Source organism: Pseudomonas sp. Larv2_ips (assembly GCF_963879675.1).
In the GTDB taxonomy this organism is placed as follows: Bacteria; Pseudomonadota; Gammaproteobacteria; order Pseudomonadales; family Pseudomonadaceae; genus Aquipseudomonas.
The window spans coordinates 1,547,598-1,566,307 of record NZ_CAWOAW010000014.1 but is presented as its reverse complement, the minus strand read 5'-3'; the positions used below and the strand labels follow the sequence as shown (position 1 = coordinate 1,566,307).

Sequence of the window (18,710 nt, the reverse complement as noted above, 5' to 3'; positions counted from 1 at the left end):
TTTAGTTCCTTTGAAAGGGATCACGCCAGGACTGCTTGAGCCTTGGCGATTTCCTGATTACGCAAAATAAAACGTTGCAGCTTGCCGCTCGGGGTTTTCGGCAAGTCGCTGACAAATTCGATTTCTCGCGGGTAGGCATGCGCGGCGAGGCGCTTGCGCACGTGCAGGCGCAGCTCTTCGGCCAGTTCAGGCGTAGCGCGGTATTGCTCGTTGAGCACCACAAAGGCTTTCACCAGCTCGGTGCGTTCCGGGCAGGGCTTGCCGACCACCGCGGCTTCGACCACGGCCGGGTGCTCGACCAGGGCGCTTTCCACGTCGAAGGGGCCGACGCGGTAGCCAGAGGTGGTGATCACGTCATCACTGCGCCCGACAAAACTGATGCTGCCGTCCGGGTTCAGCTCCACGGTGTCGCCGCTGAGGTAGTACTTGCCGACAAAGGCCTTGGTCTTCACGCCGTCGTAACCGGCGAACCAGCACATCGGCGACTGTTCGCGGTCAATGGCGAGAATGCCCGGCTGACCGGCGGGCAGTTCCTGATGGTTGTCATCGAGCACCACGATGCGGTGCCCCGGCGAGGCAAAGCCGGCTGAGCCAACATGCACCGGATGCGCCAGGCCATGGTGGTTGCACAGCACCATGCCCAGTTCGGTCTGGCCATAGTGGTCGTGGATGGTCACGCCCAGGTTCTCGGCGAACCAGCGGATCACTTCCGGGTTCAGGGGTTCGCCGGCGCTGCTGACAATGCGCAGTTTGCCCTTGATCGCGCGGGCGAACTGCTCACCGCCGGCAATCAGCAGGCGGTACGCGGTCGGTGAGCCCGTCAGGTTGGTGATGCCGTACTTGTTGATCACCCGGCAGGTGCTCTCCAGGGTGAACGGCCCATCGTAAAAGGTGATCGGGTGGCCCATGGACAACGGCCCGGTCACGCCAAAATAGATGCCGTAAGCCCAACCCGGGTCGGCAACGTTCCAGAACGCGTCTTCGGGGCGAAGGTCTACTGCGTCGCGGGTGTAGCGCTCAAAGGCAACGATGGCCTTGAGCGGCACCGACAGGGCTTTCGACGGGCCGGTGGTGCCCGAGGTGAACATCAGCAAAAACGGCGCGTCACCGTCCAGCATCACCGGCTCGCAGGCGTTGGAATAATTCGGCAGTTCGGCCCAGAAACTGTAGTCGCCACGCACGATGCCTTCGCCCCTGGCCCCGGCGACAGTGACGATGGTCGGGCAACCTTCCACGTCCGCAAGCTTGGGCCGGTTCACCGCGTCGGTGACCACCAGCGCGGCGCCGGAACTGCTCAAGCGATGTTCAATGGCCTTGGGCCCGAAAGCGGTAAACAGCGGCTGATAGACCGCGCCGATGCGCCAGGTGGCGAACACCACCACCAGCAATTCTGCGGTGCGCGGCAGCAGGCCGGCCACCTTGTCGCCGGGTTTGACGCCCTGGGCCAGGAGGAAATTGGCGAAGCGGGCGGCCTGGTCCTGCAAGTCTGTGAAGGTGAACGTGGCGCTGCGCCCGTCCTTGCCTTCCCAGAACAGCGCGATGCGGCCCGGCAGCGCATGCCGGTCGCAGCATTCCACGCAGGCATTGAGCGCCTGCAAGTTGCCCGCCAGTGCGGCGTCGACGGTGTGCTGGTAATCAAACTCGGTAGTGGCAGCCAAATACTCACGCATCGCTTCAAATCCTTGTGGTTTTTATTTTCAGGACGTTTTTGAACACGTAAACCGTGGAAATAGTCGCTCTGCAGCGTTACAGCAGCAATGGTCAAAGCCTTCAACTTGGCTGACTGGTTTGGCCAATCATTGAGCGCGCTGATCAGCCGGTCAGTTCAAGTGATTGGACGCCCGCCAGGGTTGCTTCTAACCTTGGGGCCTGCACCACCAAAGAAGCCTCCCTGCAATGATCGTTCGTCCCAAACCCAACCTCCTGGGCATCCTGTTTTCCCTCAAGGGCTCGATTGCCAAGCGCATCGCGCTGCGCAGCCTGCTGGTGACCTTGCTGGCCTCGGTGATCGTGCTGGTTGAAACCTTGCACCCGGCGTATTTTTCCAAGGTCAACGCCACGCCGTTCACCTTGCTGGGCTTGTCGTTGTCGATCTTCATGAGCTTTCGCAACAACGCCTGCTATGACCGCTGGTGGGAAGGCCGCAAGCAGCTGGGGCAAATGATCATCGATGTGCGCTCGCTGATCCGCGAAACCCAGGTGCTGACTGACCCGGCTGAGCGCAGTGGGCTACTGCGCGGTCTGTGCGGCTTTGCCCATGGCCTGATTGCGCGCCTGCGCCATGAAGACGAGGCCGGCGCCATCACGCCGTGGATCGGCGTTGATCGCGCGCACCCGAACCTTCCAGACGCTGTGCTGCAACAACTGGGCACGCGCTTTTCCGGGCTGGCCGAGCAAGGCGTCATCAGCGAATGGCGCTACACCCAGCTGGAAACCCGACTGGTCAGCCTCAGCCAGGTGCAGGCGTCGTGCGAGCGGATCAAGCACACGCCGCTGCCCTTCCCTTACACACTGCTGTTGCACCGCACCATCTACCTGTTCTGCATTCTGCTGCCGTTTGCCATGGCCGAGCCGCTGGGCTGGCTGACGCCGGTGTTCACCGCCATCGTCAGCTACACCTTCTTTGGCCTGGATGAAATCGGCGACGACCTGGAAGACCCGTTCGGTTTTGATGAAAATGACCTGCCGTGCAATGCCATCGTGCGCACGTTGGAGCGCGAGATTCTTGCCGCTCTGGGCGAAAGCGACTTGCCGCCTGCCCTGGAACCGATTGAATACGTGCTGACCTGATGCGGGTTTGACACTCGCCGTGGTCTGACCGAAGCTGATGGCTTTGCACTAGCTGCCACCAGCTTTTGGACGCCTGCATGTCAAAGTCACGCCGTTACTCCATCATCGGCCTGTGCGCCCTGTTGTTGATTGTGTTGCTCACCTGGTTTTTCTCCCGCCCTACCCCGGTGGCCGTGCCGCCGGCGATTGCCCATGGTTACGCCAAAGCCTTGAAGCAGGCGCATAACGGCGAACCCGGCGCCGCGCGCGTGCTGTACCAACAGCTCGGCCGGCCGGACCTGTCGCCGGAACGTCGCGCTGCCTTGCACGCCGAGTTGCCCAACTACCCAAGCCCGCAGGCGCTGAAGCTCGCCGACAAAGACCTGGCCAATGATTCGCCAGTGGTGCGTGAGGCGGCGATCCACAGCATTGTCGGCCTGGTGCCCAGCGGCCAACGCGTCTTGTTGCTGGGGCCGGTGCTCGACGATTCCGAACAGGCGGTGCGCTTTGCTGCTGCCAATGCCTTGCTCGGTCTGTCGCCGGACACCCTGGGGCTGTACTTCGGGCCGTTGCAGCAAGTGCTCGATGAGTTTGTGAAAACCCTCAAAAGTGAGCCGGAAACGGCCGAAAGCTGGATTCAACTGGCGCGCCTCTACATCCATAGTGCGCTGCTGCCAGACGCCCAAAATGCCCTCGAACAGGCCATGCGCTTGCAACCGGACAACCTGCAGGCGGTGGTCGCGCAAATCGAACTGCTGGACAAACAAGGCAAGACCGATGAGTCGCGGCAACTGCTGGCACGTCAGTTGGCGGCTCACCCCGACTCGGCTTACCTGCAGCATGCGCTGGGCATGTGGCTGTTGCACCATGGCGAGCGCCCGTACGCCCTGCTCGGCCTGTCCAAAGCGGTAGAGCTTGAACCGGACAATCAGGACTACCGTTACGACCTCGCCACGACCCTGCACGCCCAGGAAGAGTTGGAAGCCGCCCAGCGTCAGCTGGAAGACATCATTCAGCGCCATCCGGCCAACCGCAAGGCGCGGGTGTTGCTGGTCAATTACTGGAAAGAAAGCGGCCAGCTGCAAAACGTGCAGGTATTGCTGGCGCAACTTGAGCAACAGAACCCGGATGACCCGGCGTTGCAGCAAGGTCTGTAGGGCATTGCAAAAAGTTGTAATCCATACCCAGGCTTGTACAATTTTCGCGAAACGTTGAACCGCCACGGGCCTCCACGGTCAAGTGAATATGGCGCGCCCGAGGCGGCGCGCTCCTCTATTTGTACGTGACCTGAGGGCACTTCTTGTCTACATCCAACGAGCTGTTCAGTGAAAAGGCGGCCACCGGCATCGAAGGTCTTGATGACATTCTTTCCGGGGGGTTATCGCGCAGCCACCTGTTCCTGCTGGAAGGCGAACCCGGCACGGGCAAAACCACCATTGCGCTGCATTTTCTGCAGGCCGGTGCGAAAAACGGTGAACGTTCGCTGTACATCACCCTCTCCGAAACCGAGCGCGAATTGCGCCAGGGCGCCAAGTCCCATGGCTGGGACCTGGATGACAATATCCACATCTTCGAGCTGACCCCGCCAGAGAGCCTGCTCGACGCCAACCATCAGCAAAGCCTGCTGTACTCCTCCGACCTGGAGCTGGGCGAAGCCACACGGCAGATTTTTGAAGTGGTGGAGCGGGTCAAACCGACCCGCGTGGTCATCGACAGCCTTTCGGAGATCCGTCTGCTCGCGCAAAGCTCCCTGCGTTATCGTCGGCAGATCCTGGCAATCAAGCATTACTTCGTGCGCTACGACACCACCGTGCTGCTGCTGGATGACCTGACCACCGAATCGCTGGATAAAACCGTACACAGCGTGGCGCACGGCGTGATTCGCCTGGAAGAACTGACGCCCAACTACGGCGCCGAACGCCGCCGGGTGCGGGTGGTGAAATACCGTGGGCAAAAATACCGCGGCGGCTTTCATGACTTCACCATCATGGGCGACGGCGTGCATGTGTTCCCGCGGCTGGTCGCCGCCGAGCATCGCGGCGGGTATGTCCGCCAGACCCTGAGCAGCGGCATTGTCGAACTGGACAGGTTGATGGGCGGCGGCGTCGAAACCGGCTCCAGCAGCTTGATTCTTGGCCCTGCGGGCACCGGTAAATCCCTGATTTCCATGATCTTCGCCGCAGCGGCTGTGGCCCGTGGCGAGAAAGCTGCGCTGTTTATCTTCGACGAAGAACTGGGTTTGTTGTTCGAACGCATGAAAAACATGGGCATCGACCTCGCTGCCCTGCAGGACACCGGCAACCTGCTGATCGAACAGGTGGACGCGGCCGAGTTGTCGCCCGGCGAGTTCTCGCACCGAGTGCGCCGTTGTGTTGACGAGCGCGGGATCAAAACCGTGGTCATCGACAGCATCAACGGCTATCAGGCGGCGATGCCGGAAGAAAATGCGCTGATCCTGCACATGCACGAGCTGTTGCTGTACCTCAATCGCCGGGGAGCTGCCACGTTCATGACCGTCGCCCAGCATGGGCTGGTCGGTGACATGCAAGCCCCTGTCGACATTACGTACCTGGCCGATACCGTGATTTTGCTGCGTTACTTCGAAGCACTGGGCAAGGTACGCCGGGCCATCTCGATCATCAAAAAGCGTACCGGTTCGCATGAGTCGACCATTCGCGAGTACCGCATTGGCAGCCGTGGCATGACGGTGGGCGAGCCGCTCGACAACTTCCAGGGCGTGCTGCGCGGCATCCCGACTTTCAACGGCAGCGGCTCACCCTTGCTCAAGGAAGAGGGATCGTGATCGGCGTTTCTCCTGCCTCCGAGCGCGCAATTATCCTCGCGCCGATGGGTCGCGACGGCTCATTGGCGCTGATGATGCTGAACGAAGCTGGCTACAGCGGCATTGTTGCCAGCAACCTGGCCGACCTGTGCGAATTGCTCGAAGACGGCGCCGGCTTATTGGTGATTGCGGCGGAGGCGTTGCGCGGGGTTGACCTGGAGCCGTTGCTGGAGCATCTGCATCAGCAGCCGGCGTGGTCGGACTTGCCGATTGTGCTGATGACCCATCACGGCGGCAGCGAGCAGAATGGTTCGTCGCACTTGAGCCGGCTGCTGGGCAACGTGACCTTCCTCGAACGCCCCTTCCATCCCATCACCTTGATCAGCCTGGTGAGCGCAGCCCTGCGTGGCCGGCGCCGGCAATATGACGCCCGCGACCGCTTGATTGACTTGAGTGAAAGCGAGCTGCGCCTGCAACGCACCATGGAAACCCTCGAGCAGCAAGTCGAGGAGCGCACGGCGCAACTGCGCAGCAATGAAGAAGCCTTGCGCCAATCGCAGAAAATGGAAGCCGTAGGTCAGTTGACCGGCGGCATCGCGCATGACTTCAACAACATGCTCACCGGGATTATCGGCAGCCTGGAGCTGCTGCGACGGCGCATTGCGCGCGGCAAGCTCGATGACCTGGACGGCCTTATCGACCTGGGCGTGACCTCGGCCAACCGCGCGGCCGGCCTGACCCATCGCCTGTTGGCGTTTTCCCGTCGCCAATCGCTGGATTCCAAGCCTGTGGAGATCAACCAACTGGTGACCTCCATGGGTGAGCTGCTGCAACGCAGCATCAATGAAAGCATTGTCCTCGACATGCGCCTCGACAGTCAGCTCTGGACTGCCGAAGCTGATCCCAATCAGCTCGAAAGCGCCCTGCTCAACCTGGTGATCAACGCGCGGGACGCCATGCCGGGCGGCGGCAAGTTAGTGGTTGAAACTACCAACCGCCACCTGGACAACGTGTTCACTGCGGCCTACGGCACCTTGAAGCCCGGCGACTATGTCGAGCTGAGCGTTAGCGACACCGGCTGCGGCATTCCAGAGCACCTGATGGGCCGCGTGTTCGATCCATTTTTTACCACCAAGCCGATTGGCCAGGGCACCGGCCTCGGCTTATCGATGATCTACGGCTTTGCCCGCCAGTCCCATGGCCACGTCACCCTTTACAGCGAAGTGGGCAAAGGCACTACGGTGAGCCTGTTCCTGCCGCGTTTTGTCGGTGAACTACAGGCACCGGAACACCTCAATCCCGCCTTGGCGCCCTATGCCAATGCGGGTGAAACGGTATTGATCGTCGAGGATGACCCGGCAGTACGCGTGTTGGTCAGCGCCGTGCTCAAAGAGTTGGGCTATGCCTTCGTCGAGGCCGGTGATGCGGACACGGCGCTGCCGATCATCGAATCCGACCAGCGTATCGACTTGCTCATCAGCGACGTGGGCCTGCCGGGCATGAACGGCCGGCAAATGGCGGAAATTGGTCGGCAGATTCGCCCTCAGCTCAAGGTCCTGTTCATCACCGGTTATGCCGAACACGCGGCGGTGCGCGGCGGCTTCCTCGATCCTGGGATGCAGTTGATCACCAAGCCATTCACCTTTGATTTGTTGACGGCGAAGGTGCGGGAAATGATTCAGGCGTGAGGTAGTTGCTGCACGTTACCGCAATATCTGGTGGCTGACAGGCTGGAACCGGCGTTGAGGGATCGGACACGAAGTTTCAAATCGCGACGCATGAAAGGTGCCCGTCGTTAACCTGAAACTTACCTCACGAGTCCCATCATGATCGCTGCCCGCAACCTTATTCCACTGCATCAATGGCCGCTGAATGCTGCACCTGAGCCCCCCACAATACGCCGGCCACGCCTGGCGGATCGGGACGGCAACCCCGCGGCCCCGGACGCAGTTGACCGTGCGCAAGTCGACGGCGACAGTCAGTTGGCCGGTTATCTGGCGCAAACGCTGCGCGCCGCGGCCAGTAGTGGACGACTGGGCGACATCGACACCATTGCGCCCGCCTCTGCCTTCGGCCAATGGTGGTCACACCTGCACGATTTGATGAAGAGCCCGTACTTTGTCAGTTGGGCAACGCATCAGCAGATCGATCTGTCAAAGCCCATTGAGATCAATCCCCGAGACAACCTCATCAGCGCCTTCGTCGGCGGTCAGCGCAAACCCTTTTCGGGCTTTGAGCATGGCCACCTCTGGACCTCGATGATGGCGCCCATCATGCAAGCGGCAACAGCCCTGACTTCAAGCGCTGGCTATATTCTGAGCCCCTCCAGCCGCACATCGGCACCCTACCGGGCGGTCGCGGACTTTTATGGCGAAGCCATCACGGGGCAAACCCGGGCATCCGCTGAAGCCCGTGCAGCGCAGCTAGAGGCCGCTAAAGGCTTCGGCCTTTCCCGCCCCCGGCCAGACCGCGCTGCCGAGGTGCTGCAACATGAACGGGCCAAGCTGGCCAGTGCTCATGATCACAGCAACGTAGCCTTGAAACTGATCGCTGTCATTCAGCAGATCGACGATTTGTCCGAGCAGTGGCTAGACCGCACCACCAAAGATCCCCTCGACAGCTTGTACCTCTCGCCCTCGTCTGTACAAAGCCGGATTGAGCAACTTATTCGCGACAAAATGGGCAACACCCGCATCACGTTGCATGCCGATTCGCCCCACAGGCTGTTGCAAGCGGACCCTAGCGTCAGCCTGGACACATACCTCAGCGACAATGGCTGGGACAGGCCCCGCAGCCGCGACGAGCTGTTAAATCTGGGACGGTTACTGACAACGCCAGCCCTTTCGCAGCTTCCCGACGGCAATCTCGGCGGAGCCTTGTCCTGGCCAACCCCATTGAGTGCTGACGATCGTTACAACCTGAGAAATTCCCTGCGTCAGAACACGCTGGGGCTCAAGGGTCTGCAAAATTATCCCGAGGCCACCGGTGCACTCGGTTACCTGACGCGCAATCAGCGTTTTGCGCCGTCCGAACTGCACGACCCGCGGCGGTTTATTCAACGCCTGCTCGCTACGCCTGATGCCCAGGCGCTGGGGCTGGCGCTGCAGGAAAAATTCAATGGCGTCTCGACCCCGCAGAGCGTTAACGATTGGACGTTGGCAGCCCTTGGCGCGACCCTGGATGATGCCGCAAACACCTCGGCGCCAGCCAGGACCGGCGTTGCCGGTTTTGATAGGGCCCGTCATCAACATTGGGGTCAGCATCCTTCAACGGTGGTCGCGGGGCTGGTGACGTATTTGGTTTCCTCGGGCCGTGTCAGCGCCGAATTGGCACCCGTTGCGGCCCACCTGTTGCTGTCACGCCGAGCCCCCGCTTTTTTGGTCAACGACATTCCCGCCAAGGTGACGTGTGACTCACACACCTGGGTCATCTTCAGCACGGCGGTAGCGCGCCTCGAGAGCCAGGCGCCCGGCTCAACGGCGCGTATGACCTTCGCACAGGTCATGCAACGAGCCGATCTGGCACCTGTCACCGACCGTGACCGGCAGGTAGAAGGCATGGCGCAGCGCGATGCGCTCAAAGATTGGGGGGTTGCCCAGGGCTTGCTCCCGCTGAACACGCTGGATGACTACACCGACGAGCAGATGAACCGCGTCTTTGGCGCCTACAGCGCGCGGATTTCAGCATTGGGCCAAGCCTCGAAAGCCTACTCGACACCAATGCCCGAGCGCCGGGCGATGGCGCTGGAGGAACTCAAGCGCGTGTATGGTGACCTGCCCTTCGAGAAAAAATGCATCACCCCATTTGATCAGAGCCGCGACCTCCCCGGGCCGTACTCGGTGCTGGACCTTTACCTGCACGGGCAACTCAAGGCAACGGCATGGACTTCATCGTCCGGTGACGTCGACACACGCACGCTCGCGGGCCATGCAAACAAACTTTCCGACATCAATGTTGTGTTCAACACCGAACTTCAGCGGTACTTCCACGCGGCAGAACAGGCGACGAGCACGCAAATCAAACACCTGATCGCCACACTGCCTCTGGAAGATCGAAAAGCCATTGAGTATGGGAAAGTGACCCTGCTGACCGAGCACAGCATCTCTCATACCGCCTTCAACCAGAACCGTGTTGAAACCAAGGTACCCGACAGCCTGCTGCTGAAAACAGAGCTCGACGGCGTCGTCACTGTTTATCAAGTCAATTTAAGAGACAGCAACATCCGCCAGCGCGAAGAGCTCAAAGACCACCCGATCGGGCGCCAGACTGATGAAGCGGATAAGTGGCGCTACGCGAAAATGCTGCTGGAGGTTAAACCTTCCGGCCGTTATTCAGCACGCATTGCTGAAGAAAAACGGCGAGCGGGCACACCCGACAGCTTTGCCAGCGAACGGTCCGGCTACATTGCCGACGCCCTGGTCGAAGACCTGAACATCCGGGCGCTGCAGAGTGAGGCGCGGGGTGTGACGACGTTTGATACCGAGGTGCCATTCTACAAAAAAGCCCGCGAATTCATGCTCAACCTGATTCCCCTGCGCTCGGCAATCCAGAACTTTCGAGCCGGCGCCGTGGGCGACGGCATCGTTGACTTGGCGTTCGACGCCTTCGGGTTTGTCGTCGGCGTAGGCTTCGCAGCCAAAGGTGCCAAGGCACTGCAAGCAGGTACCAGCGCGGCGGCCAGGCTGGCCCAGGGCGTGAAGATCGTGGGGCGTGCTGCGCTGAGCGCACTCAACCCGCTGGATGGCGTGGGCAGCCTGATTTCCCGTGCCGCGGGTGGGGTGCAAAAAGGTGGTCTGTATGCCTACAACACGCTGCGCGGCAGCGCCGAGAGTTACAGCCTGATCAAGGCGAGTCGACATTTTGATGCCAGCGCAGTGGGCACCTTCAGGCTGGGCGGCGCCATCGCTGAAGGGCCGGCAGTGCTTCAACGTGGCAAGTGGTTTGCCTTCGATACGCTAAGTGGCCAGCCGTATGGCAAGGCTCTGGAGGACTTCCACCCCTCGATCAGAGCCAGCGGAGAATTACACGAGGCTCAGCAGACCGCCGGTGAAAGCGCCTGGACCGCCTGGGTTGAACACCACCAACACGGTGCAAACAGTGTGCAGTTCAACCATGGCTATACCCAAGTCGACCCGCTGACGATCAGCGGCTATCGCGCCGGAATGAAATCCGCTGAAGTGATGGCGCTGGCGCGCACGCCTGGACGCACACCGGCCGAGGTCGGCGCCTTGGTACGCCAGCGCGAGCGTTTGGCGGTGCAGCACAGCTTCAGCGGGGTCAATGCGTTTTACCAGCACATCAGCGGGGGCGGCGGCACGTTCACGCCCGTTCCCCAACTGTTCTATCTCAGCCAGACCACCCCGCTCAGCAAAGGCCAATGCGCAGCAATGTCGCGCGTCATGGCGACGGCCATGGAGCAAGGCAAGCACACCCGTTTCGCCGCCAGCTTATTCAGCGCAGCGGCCAACCCCACCGCCGCCGAGTCCAGGCAGTTCGTGGCGAACCTGACGCACATTCAAAAGCAACTGGATACACCCACGCAGTTTCATGCCGGTGCGCCCGTTCGCAAAATGGGCTACGCCCAACTGATGGATGACATTGCTGACGCCAGCGGCCCCAAGACCATGATGATCGGCACCGCCGACCACGCCATGATGATTGGCACGCAGGGCGAAGGCGTCGCCAAGCGGTTTTTTTATTACGACCCCAACTACGGCCTCGCCGAGTTCACGAGCGCTGCCGCCATGAAGAAGAGCCTGGGCAAGCTGTTTACCGACAAACACCTGCCGTTGCCCTACAAAACCGCGGGCGGCGACCCCACCCGGCTAGAGTTCAACGTCAGCACTCACAATGACGCATGGAAGAAAACCAACGATATTGCCGACGCACATGTTCAGTCGCTGTTCGACGACGCCCTGGGCGCGAAGCCTTCGGTCGCTGATGCGGCTGTGCAGCCACCGCTCATAGCCAACAGCGCCAGTAAGCCCGCCGTGCAAAACGTTGAAGTGTTCGTGGCCGAGGCGAAAACCCTCGATGACCCCACAAGCATCCTCAGCACCCATGGACTCGGTGACTGCTCGGCACTGGTGGTGCTGACCGATCTGCGCAACGGGGTGTACCACAAACGCACCTTGGTGCACTTGAACGGCAGCAATCTGGAGGCGCCTGTGGGGGCTGAGCACAATGCCTTTGCCCTGCTCCAGCAGCTGGACAGCGCATTGGAGAATGGCGGCAAGGTCATTTTTGTCGGCGGCACCGCAACACGCTCATCGCTGATGGTCGGCAGGGTAATAGGCCAAGTCGATAGCAACGGTAACAAACCGTTGTTATCGATCCTGCAAAAGAAAGACGTGTCCGTGACCTACGCCAGCTCCGTCGGGGTAGAAGTCTATCCCGATGGCAATTTCAAGCTGCGTGATGATGAGGGGGCGGGCGTGTTCGACCGCTCAAAGATCAACGAAATTCTGGACTGGGCGCGCGACTAAGCCGGTGAATGCTGCCAGGGACAGTGATACGCATCCCTGGCACAGACCGAACTCAAGCCAACAATCGCTGGATATGCTCCTGCAGCGTATCCAGATCAAACGGCTTGGCCAGGATCGGCGCGTTGCGCGTGATCGGGCTGTTGCAGTCGAGGATTTCCTGCGGATAACCGCTGATAAAGATCACTTTCAATTCCGGTCGCAACTTGATCGCCGGTTCAGCGATCTGTACCCCGGAAATTCCGCCCGGCAGGCGGTAGTCCGTGACCATCAGGTCCAGGTGCGGCTTGGTCGCGAGGATTTCGAAGGCTTGCTCCCCATCAATCGCCTTCAGTACTCGATACCCCAGCCCGGCCAGGTATTCACCCAGCACGAACATAATCGATTCGTCGTCCTCGACGATCAGAACAACATCTTGTGCATCTTCACTCATGGGAAGCCTTTGTCCGGTCAATTGCTGCAGTTACGACCATCGGGTCACGCAGAGGTTGCGTCGAGCTGACGATAGATTTCACGCCGGCGTCTCAAGGGGCAGGCACACCCGAAACAACGCGCCCTCGCCTATCTGGCTTTCTACCTCGATGGTGCCGCCGTGGGCCGCCACGATCTGCTCGGAAATAAACAGCCCCAGGCCCAGGCCAGCCGCAACATGGCTGGCGGAAACGCGCTCGAACTGCTGAAAAATTCGCTTCTGGTTGTCTGCGCTGATGCCGATCCCGTGATCGCGCACTTCAACCCTTGCCTCACTATGCTCGGTATACACCCGTACTTCCACCGGGCTTTTGGCCCCGTAGCGCAGCGCATTGGTCAGCAGGTTGGAAATCACCTGCTCGATGCGGAACTCATCCCAGTTGCCTTCTACCGGCCCCTGGACCTCCAGGTGCATCGACGACTCGGCGGCGGCCACTTGTGGCGCGAAGTTTTCCACCAGGTTGTGCACCAACTGGGTCAGGTCAAACCGCGCCGGGCGAATCGACAGCTTGCCGGTGCGGATGCGTGACACATCGAGCATGTCCTCGATCAGCCGAATCAGGCTTTTGATCTGCCGCTCATCGCGATCGACCATGGCGTGCATCTTGTCCAGGGTGAACGCGGCGGCGTTGTCCCGGGCCAGGTGCATTTTGCGCAGTTGAGTCTCCAGGATGAGCCCGTTGAGCGGCGTACGCACCTCATGGGCGACGATCGACATGAAATCGTCACGCATGCGCACTGCCTGCTCCAGCTCGGCCTGGGTGGCCTGCAGGCGGGTCAGCAAGAGTTCCTGCTCGCGGCGGCTGCGCTCCAGCGCTTCGACCTGCAGCTTCATCGCCTTGCTCTGGCGGTACAGGTCGACGAACACGTTGACCTTGCTCTTGACTGCATGGATGTCCAGCGGCTTGTGCAGGAAGTCGACGGCGCCGCTTTCATAGCCCTTGAAGGCATAGTTGAGTTCACGGCCGGCAGCGCTGACGAACACAATCGGGATGTTTTTGGTCTTTTCGGTGCCGCGCATCAGTTCGGCCAGCTCGAAACCATTCATGCCGGGCATCTGCACGTCGAGAATCGCCATGGCGAACTCGTGCTCCAGCAACAGTGACAAGGCCTCGTCGGCGCTCAATGCCTTGTAGACCTGGCGATCCTCGCTCTTGATCAGCGCTTCAAGGGCCAGCAGGTTTTCCGGCAGATCGTCGACGATCAGCAGTTTGGCCTGGACAGTACTTAACATGGGGAAGATTCCAGCAAAGCCAGCAACGAGCCAATTTGGCTCAGAGTCAGAATATAGTCAGGTGTTTGCAGGGCCAGGGCCGCCAGCGGCATCACGGCGATGCGTGCATCCTTGGGGTCTTGTACAACCGTGGTCCCGCCTGAGCGCTTGACGTGCGCCAGCCCGCGGGCACCGTCCTGGTTGGCGCCGGTCAACAAAATGGCCAGCAGACTTTTGCCATAGGCATCGGCGGCTGACGCAAACAGATAGTCAATGGAGGGCCGCGAATGGTGTACGCGGTCTTCCTGGCTCAGGGACAGGCTGCGGTCATGCTCCACCGAGAGGTGATAACCGGGCCCGGCGAAATACAGGGTGCCCGCCTCGATCACTTCCTTGTCACGCGCTTCACGCACCGGGATTCGCAGGCGCCGGGCAAAGACCTCGGCCAATTGGCTGCGGCGTTCGTCCGGCAGGTGCAGCACCGCGATGATCGGCAAGCCAAAGCCCTGGGGCAATGCACCAAAAATAGTCAGCAACGCCTCAACGCCGCCAGCAGAAGCGCCGACGACGATGGCTTCAATCCCGACAATCGGGTTGGCTGCAACGTCGTTCATGATTTGCGGTAGATCCGTTCCTGCTTGACCAAGGGTTCGAACTGTTTGCTGTAGGCGGAAAAATCCAGGGTTTCCTTGCTGCCCAGCACCAGGAAGCCGCGATGACACAGCGACTCGTGGAACAATCCAAACGCTCGGTCTTGCAATTTTTTATTGAAATAAATCAGTACGTTACGGCACGAAATTAACTGAGTTTCTGAGAATACACTATCGGTCGCCAGGCTGTGGTCGGCGAAGGTCACATTCTCGCGCAGGGACTTGTCGAAGATTGCGTAATCGTAGGCCGCGGTGTAGTAGTCGGCAAATGAACGTTGTCCGCCGGCCTGCTGATAATTGGCGGTGTAGGCGCGTACGTTCTCCAAAGAAAAAATGCCTTGCTTGGCTTTGTCCAGCGACGCCGGGTTGATGTCCGTGGCGTAAATGATCGTACGCTCCAGCAACCCTTCCTCGCGCAGCAGGATCGCCATGGAGTACACCTCCTCGCCCGTGCTGCAGCCGGCAATCCAGACCTTGATCGACGGGTAGGTTTTGAGCAGCGGCACCACTTCCCGACGGATCGCCAGGAAGTGCGACGGGTCGCGAAACATCTCGCTCACCGGGATCGTCAGGAACTGCAGCAACTGCATGAACGCGGACGGGTCGTGCAGCACGCGCTCCTGCAACGCCGAGATCGTGGCGCAATCGAACTGGCGCAAGGCATGGGCCACGCGTCGTTTGACCGACGCACCGGAATAGTCGCGAAAGTCGTAGCTGTACTTGAGGTAAATCGCCTCAATCAACAGGCGCAGCTCAATATCGCTGCTTTTATCCAAAAAACGTTGCTCCACTTAAATACGTTCCATCTTCGGTAGCCAGACGCGAATCAGCGAGAACAGGCGGTCCAGGTCAATCGGCTTGGCCAGGTAATCGTTGGAGCCCGCCGCGAGGCAGCGTTCCTGATCGTCCTTCATGGCCTTGGCCGTCACCGCAATGATCGGCAGCTTTTTCCAGCGCGGATCCTGGCGAATCAAGGCGGTTGCCTCGTAACCGTCCATCTCCGGCATCATCACGTCCATCAGCACCAGGTCGATGTCGTCAACTTCATTGAGTTTGTCGATGGCTTCACGGCCATTACGCCCGATCACCACCACCGCACCTTTGTGCTCCAGGGCGCTGGTCAGGGCGAAGATATTACGCACATCGTCGTCCACCAACAGGATCTTGCGGCCCTCGAAGACCTTGTCGCGGCTGCGGGCGGTCTTGAGCATCTTCTGGCGATCATGGGACAGCTGGGATTCGACTTTGTGCAGAAAGAGTGTCACTTCATCCAATAGGCGCTCGGGTGAGCGCGCGCCCTTGATGATGATCGAGCGCGAATACTTGCGCAGCTCGGCTTCTTCATCGCGGGTCAGGTTGCGCCCGGTGTAGACAATCACCGGCGGGAACGAGCAGATATCCTCGGTAGCCATGCGCTTGAGCAGCTCGTTGCCGAGCATGTCCGGCAGCTTGAGGTCGATGATCATGCAGTCGTAGACATTGGTGCGCAGCAGGTCCAGGGCGGCCTGGGCGTAGCCGACGTCGGTGATCTCAATGTCATCGTCGCCGATCAGGCGGGCAATGCTGTCACGCTGCAAGTCATCGTCTTCCACCAGCAGCACGCGCTTGACCTTTTGTGTCAGCTTGGCCTCCAGGCGCGCAAACACATCCTTGAGCTCCTCGCGGGTGGTGGGCTTGACGGCATAACCGATCGCGCCCATGTGCATGGCGGCTTCGACGCGGTCTTCGACGGATATCACGTGCACCGGGATGTGGCGGGTGCTGGCGTGTTCTTTCAGACGTTGCAGCACGGTCAGCCCGGAATGGTCGGGCAGGCGCATGTCGAGCAGGATCGCGTCGGGAATGAACTCTTCGGCCAGGCTGTAGCCTTCGTCCGCACCGTGCGCCACCAGGCAGTTGTAGCCCAGCTCATGGGCCAGGTCGAACAGGATGCGCGCGAAATTCGGTTCGTCTTCCACCACCAGAATGCATCGGGTGGTGAACGGCGCTTTGTCACGGTCATCGGCAAACCGCGGGATCTGTTGAACGTCGGCCACCGGCAGGGGTGAGACCGCCACGGGCTTGGGCGCAGGGGCCGTTACGGCTTGGCGCGGCTGCTCGACAGGTGCGGCGCCCTCCTCGCGCTCGACGTACTGCTCTGGCAATACCAGCGTGAACACACTGCCTTTGCCCGGCTCACTGCTCACGCTGATATAGCCGCCGAGCAATGTCGCCAGGTCGCGAGAGATCGACAAGCCCAGCCCGGTGCCGCCGTAACGGCGGTTGGTGGTGCCATCGGCCTGGCGGAACGCTTCGAAAATGCTTTCCTGCTGGTCCGGGGCAATGCCGATGCCGGAGTCGCGCACCGTAAAGGCAATGCCCTCGCCCGGCGCCCTGGACACCGACAGGCTGACTTCGCCCTGCTCGGTGAACTTGACCGCGTTGGACAGCAGGTTCTTGAGGATCTGCTCCAAACGCTGGCGGTCGGTGAACATCAGCGTCGGCGCATCGGCCTGAACCTCCACCTGGAAACCCAGCTTGCGGTCGGCGGCCAGCGGCTCGAACATGCCACGCAGGCCGTCCACCAGGCGCACAACGCTGGAGTTTTCCGGGCGCACTTCGAGTTTGCCGGCTTCCACCTTGGAAATATCCAGGATGTCGTTGATCAGGTTGAGCAAGTCATTGCCTGCCGAATAGATCGACTCGGCAAACTTGACCTGCTCGGCGCTGAGGTTGTCCTGAGGGTTTTCCGCCAGCAGCTTGGCCAGGATCAATGAGCTGTTCAGCGGCGTGCGCAGCTCGTGGGACATGTTGGCCAGGAACTCGGACTTGTACTTGCTGGAGCGCTGCAGTTCGTCGGCGCGGTCTTCGAGTTGAAGCTGGGCCTGGTTGAGCTCGACGTTCTTGCGGTCCATGGCGTCGCGCTGCTCGGCCAGGGTCTGGGTCTGCTCGGCCAACTGTTCGTTAGTCTGCTCAAGTTCGGCCTGCTGGGTTTCCAGGTGAGCCTGGGATTCCTTGAGGATGCGCGACTGTTCTTCGAGTTCTTCGTTGGCGGTCTTGAGCTCTTCTTGCTGCACTTGCAGCTCTTCGTTGAGCTGCTGGGTTTCAGCCAGCACTTCCTGCAGGCGCTGGCGATAGCGCGCAGCTTCGATGGAGGTGCCGATATTGCCGGCAATCAGCTCCACCAGTTCGACGTCACGCTCGTCCAGTGGGCGCAGGAAACCCAGTTCGATCACGCCGTTGACACGGTCGTCGTCGCTGGTCGGCATCACCAGTACGCTGCGGGTAGCGCCTTCGCCCAAACCGGAGCTGACCTTGAAGTAGTCCACCGGCACATCGTCCAGGCGAATCAGGCGATCGAGCTGGGCCGCCTGGCCGACAATGCCTTCGTCACTGTAGATCGCCTGCTCGCGTTGCTCCTGTTCGCGGGAGAAACCATACGTGGCCACACGCCTGAGACCGCCGTGTTCTTCACGCACATACAGCGCGGCGACCGCCGAGCCCATGTACTGGGCAAAGAACTGCAGGATGTTACGGCCCAGCATGTTCAGGCTGAGTTGCCCCAGCACTTGTTCGGCCAATTCGGTCTGGCCGTTGCGCAGCCAGGCTTGCTGTTCCAGGCGACGCGCAATCTTCTGTTGCGACGCGAGGTTTGCGCTGTAACTGTCTGATAACGCGATTAAATTCTTGCGACCCACATAGGCAAGAAAGCCGCTCAGACCGAGCACAAAGACCAGGTACAACGTGACGCTGACCACCGTCGTACGGGTGACGTCCTGGTTACGGGTCACACGGAACTGCTGCTCCATGTCCACCGCGTCCGCGTATTCCTGGCGAATCGCGTCGGTCAGGCTCTTGCCCCGGCCGGCCTTGACCGCTGCGCGGTAGTCACCGCTCTGGCGCTGCAGGTCAATCATCGATTGGGCGTATTTATTCCATTCGGCCTGCATGGCCTCAAGACGCTTGAGGCGGTCCACCTGTTGCGGGTTATCCGCTACCAGCTCCTGCAAATTGTGCAAATCGCCAATGATGCGCGGCTTTGCCACTTCGTACGGGTCCAGGAAATGCTCGTCGCCGGTGATCAGGAAGCCGCGCAGCCCGGTTTCCAGGTCCACCGTCAGCTTCGAAGACTCATTGAGGTTATTGATGACCCGGTCGGTGTGCTCTACCCACTGGATCACCGACAACAGGTAAGTGATCAGCACGACGAAAAACGCCGCGCTGAGCACGCCCACACCCAAAGGGAGGGCCACGTTACGGCTCAGGAGTTTACGAAAGCTCTTTTCATCGACAGACGACGCGGGAGTCATGGGCATGCCTTGGCCAGGTATGGAAAAACTGGGAGTTTGCCCGAATATCGACGC

11 protein-coding genes are annotated in these 18,710 nt (G+C 60.5%); 5 read left to right on the top strand and 6 right to left on the bottom strand.

Annotated features, from left to right (window positions below; genetic code table 11):
- Positions 1–20: 20 nt before the first annotated feature.
- Entirely contained in the window at positions 21–1,670 is a 1,650-nt protein-coding gene (locus tag AACV02_RS13885) for an AMP-binding protein (RefSeq protein ID WP_119740349.1), read from the bottom strand.
- A 226-nt stretch (positions 1,671–1,896) separates the two neighbouring features.
- Here AACV02_RS13885 and AACV02_RS13880 point away from each other — a divergent pair, with 226 nt between their 5' ends.
- The 5 genes from AACV02_RS13880 (at position 1,897) to AACV02_RS13860 (ending at position 12,036) form a co-directional block, all read left to right on the top strand.
- Positions 1,897–2,790, top strand: coding sequence for a bestrophin family protein (locus tag AACV02_RS13880; protein ID WP_119740347.1), 894 nt, complete (start codon positions 1,897–1,899; stop codon positions 2,788–2,790).
- Between the two features lie 77 nt (positions 2,791–2,867).
- Positions 2,868–3,926: a tetratricopeptide repeat protein gene (locus AACV02_RS13875; RefSeq protein WP_119740345.1), complete on the top strand. Its 1,059-nt coding sequence runs from the start codon at positions 2,868–2,870 to the stop codon at positions 3,924–3,926.
- 143 nt (positions 3,927–4,069) lie between these two features.
- Complete coding sequence (locus tag AACV02_RS13870) at positions 4,070–5,572, top strand: ATPase domain-containing protein (RefSeq protein WP_119740343.1); 1,503 nt, start codon at positions 4,070–4,072, stop codon at positions 5,570–5,572.
- A gap of 44 nt (positions 5,573–5,616) precedes the next feature.
- On the top strand, positions 5,617–7,239 hold the full coding sequence (locus AACV02_RS13865; RefSeq protein WP_372239730.1) for an ATP-binding protein: 1,623 nt from the start codon (positions 5,617–5,619) through the stop codon (positions 7,237–7,239).
- Between the two features lie 138 nt (positions 7,240–7,377).
- Entirely contained in the window at positions 7,378–12,036 is a 4,659-nt protein-coding gene (locus tag AACV02_RS13860) for a hypothetical protein (protein ID WP_119740340.1), read from the top strand.
- A gap of 52 nt (positions 12,037–12,088) precedes the next feature.
- Here the strand turns inward: AACV02_RS13860 and AACV02_RS13855 are convergent, their stop codons facing one another.
- From AACV02_RS13855 to AACV02_RS13835, 5 genes are all read right to left on the bottom strand, one after another.
- Entirely contained in the window at positions 12,089–12,466 is a 378-nt protein-coding gene (locus AACV02_RS13855; RefSeq protein ID WP_003217591.1) for a response regulator, read from the bottom strand.
- Between the two features lie 78 nt (positions 12,467–12,544).
- Complete coding sequence (locus AACV02_RS13850) at positions 12,545–13,738, bottom strand: hybrid sensor histidine kinase/response regulator (RefSeq protein WP_119740338.1); 1,194 nt, start codon at positions 13,736–13,738, stop codon at positions 12,545–12,547.
- Entirely contained in the window at positions 13,732–14,331 is a 600-nt protein-coding gene (locus tag AACV02_RS13845) for a chemotaxis protein CheB (RefSeq protein WP_106579184.1), read from the bottom strand. Before AACV02_RS13845 ends, AACV02_RS13850 begins: the two co-directional genes overlap by 7 nt.
- Positions 14,328–15,158, bottom strand: a complete 831-nt coding sequence (locus AACV02_RS13840) for a CheR family methyltransferase (protein WP_177410116.1) — start codon at positions 15,156–15,158, stop codon at positions 14,328–14,330. Before AACV02_RS13840 ends, AACV02_RS13845 begins: the two co-directional genes overlap by 4 nt.
- A complete protein-coding gene (locus tag AACV02_RS13835; protein WP_119740336.1) occupies positions 15,159–18,656 on the bottom strand; it encodes a response regulator in 3,498 nt (1,165 codons plus the stop codon).
- Positions 18,657–18,710: the final 54 nt, after the last annotated feature.

Coding starts and splice junctions, on each gene's coding strand:
- AACV02_RS13885 (WP_119740349.1), bottom strand. CDS start 1,670: ATGCGTGAGTATTTGGCTGCCACTACCGAGTTTGATTACCAGCACACC.
- AACV02_RS13880 (WP_119740347.1), top strand. CDS start 1,897: ATGATCGTTCGTCCCAAACCCAACCTCCTGGGCATCCTGTTTTCCCTC.
- AACV02_RS13875 (WP_119740345.1), top strand. CDS start 2,868: ATGTCAAAGTCACGCCGTTACTCCATCATCGGCCTGTGCGCCCTGTTG.
- AACV02_RS13865 (WP_372239730.1), top strand. CDS start 5,617: ATGGGTCGCGACGGCTCATTGGCGCTGATGATGCTGAACGAAGCTGGC.
- AACV02_RS13860 (WP_119740340.1), top strand. CDS start 7,378: ATGATCGCTGCCCGCAACCTTATTCCACTGCATCAATGGCCGCTGAAT.
- AACV02_RS13855 (WP_003217591.1), bottom strand. CDS start 12,466: ATGAGTGAAGATGCACAAGATGTTGTTCTGATCGTCGAGGACGACGAA.
- AACV02_RS13850 (WP_119740338.1), bottom strand. CDS start 13,738: ATGTTAAGTACTGTCCAGGCCAAACTGCTGATCGTCGACGATCTGCCG.
- AACV02_RS13845 (WP_106579184.1), bottom strand. CDS start 14,331: ATGAACGACGTTGCAGCCAACCCGATTGTCGGGATTGAAGCCATCGTC.
- AACV02_RS13835 (WP_119740336.1), bottom strand. CDS start 18,656: ATGACTCCCGCGTCGTCTGTCGATGAAAAGAGCTTTCGTAAACTCCTG.